Annotated in this window: 2 protein-coding genes and 1 pseudogene; all 3 read left to right on the forward strand. The window is 70.7% G+C overall.

The window, feature by feature from the left end:
• Positions 1–236 precede the first annotated feature (236 nt).
• A complete protein-coding gene (locus D7V93_RS42745) occupies positions 237–827 on the forward strand; it encodes an RNA polymerase sigma factor (protein WP_208723346.1) in 591 nt (196 codons plus the stop codon).
• On the forward strand, positions 824–1,327 hold the full coding sequence (locus D7V93_RS42750) for an anti-sigma factor (RefSeq protein ID WP_120648649.1): 504 nt from the start codon (positions 824–826) through the stop codon (positions 1,325–1,327). Before D7V93_RS42745 ends, D7V93_RS42750 begins: the two co-directional genes overlap by 4 nt.
• An 8-nt stretch (positions 1,328–1,335) precedes the next feature.
• Positions 1,336–1,638: pseudogene (locus tag D7V93_RS42755) on the forward strand (hypothetical protein); the annotation flags it as partial.

Consider the following 1,638-nt stretch of genomic DNA (forward strand, 5'->3'; position numbering starts at 1 on the left):
CCTTCACGGCGGCGCCGGTGCCGGAGCCGGAAATTCCCCTGGGCTTCCGGGCCAAGCAGCAGAAGCGCAAGGACGTGAAGGCCGAGGCCCGGCTGGAGAAGGCCGAAAAACAGCGGCTTGCAGCGGCCAAGTCCGTGAAAAAACAGAAGAGGAAGTGATGTGGCGGGGCTGCGCAATGGCCCCGCGCGGTGCCCGTAGGACAAGGCGTGAACGCTCTTGCCCTCGACTCGCTGCCCATGGCCATCGGAATGCTGATGGCTGAGGACGCCGCTCCGCTCCCCTGGAAAGCGGACGTGCAGGCCGCCCGCAAGGGAGACCCGTCCGCCTTCGAAGCGCTGGTGCGCAGCGTGCAACGCCCGGTGTACGGCCTGGCGTTGCGCCTGCTCCAGAACGACTCGGAGGCGGCCGAGGTCGCCCAGGAAGCCCTCCTGCGCGCGTACCAGAACCTGCACCGCTACGACGACGCGCGCCCGTTCGACCTCTGGGTGCTCGCCATCACCCGCAACCTCTGCCTGGACCTGCTCCGCCGCCGCACCAAGGTGCGCACCGAGGAGCTGGAGCCCATGAAGGAGGTGCTCCCCAGCAGCGAGGTGTCCCAGCTGGACGGGGCCATCGCGCGCGAGGAGCGGCAGTCGCTGGAGGCCGCCATGGAGACCCTGTCCGTGGACGACCGCGAGGTGCTGGCCCTCTATTACGTCCAGAAGCGCACCACGAAGGAGATCGCGCAGATCATGGGCTGCGCGCCCGGGACCATCATGGCCCGCCTGTTCCGGGCCCGTGAAAAGCTGCGCAAGAAGATGACGCCCACCGAGGAGGAAGCGCGATGAGCCCCACCCCCTGCCCCGACCTGGAAGTCCTGTTCGCGGAGCTGGAAGCGGGCGAAGGCCCCGGCCTGGACCACGCCGCCGAGTGCGACGCGTGCGCCGCGCTCCTGGAAGACCACCGCCTGCTGGAGCAGGACCTCTTCCGGCTGGCGGATCCGCTCCCGCCCCCCTCGCTCGTCGCCAACGTCATGGCCCGCGTCGCCGAATCCCCCGTGCCCCAGCGGCGCGAGGTGTGGACGGGCCTGGCCATCCTGCTGACCTCCCTGGGCGCGGGGCTGGGCTTCCTCTTCACGAACGACCAGGCGCTCGGCCGCCTGGGCACCGCGTTCGCCTCCACCGTGGTCGACACCCGCGTCGTCGTGGAGGGGCTGCTCAGCGGCGCGCACGCCCTCTGGAGTACCGCGGGCGTGGCGGTGGCCTGCTTCATCGCCTTCGTCGTGTTGTCGTCGCTGCTCGGTCTGAAGCGGCTTGTCGGTTCCCCTCCGTCCCTCTCCGAAGCCTGAGCGTGACCATGAAGACCCTCTCCCGACTGCTGCTCCCCACCCTCCTCCTCGGCGCCCCGCTCGCGTTCGCGGAAGGAGCCCCGGCGACGCCTCCACAGGCCACTCAGGCCACCGCCCCCACGCGCACCATCGACGTGAGCTTCCGCGGCTCCCTGCGCGACGCGCTCAAGGCCATCGCGGACAAGGGCGGCCTGAACCTCGTCGTCACCGGCGACCTGGACACCCCCGCGGAGGTCCGCCTGCGCGGCATCGGCGCCGAACAGGCGCTGCGCACCGTGGCCCGCGCCTACTCGCTCCACCTGGAGCAGGAC

Origin of the sequence: Corallococcus llansteffanensis (genome assembly GCF_003612055.1) — a bacterium.
GTDB lineage: Bacteria > Myxococcota > Myxococcia > Myxococcales > Myxococcaceae > Corallococcus > Corallococcus llansteffanensis.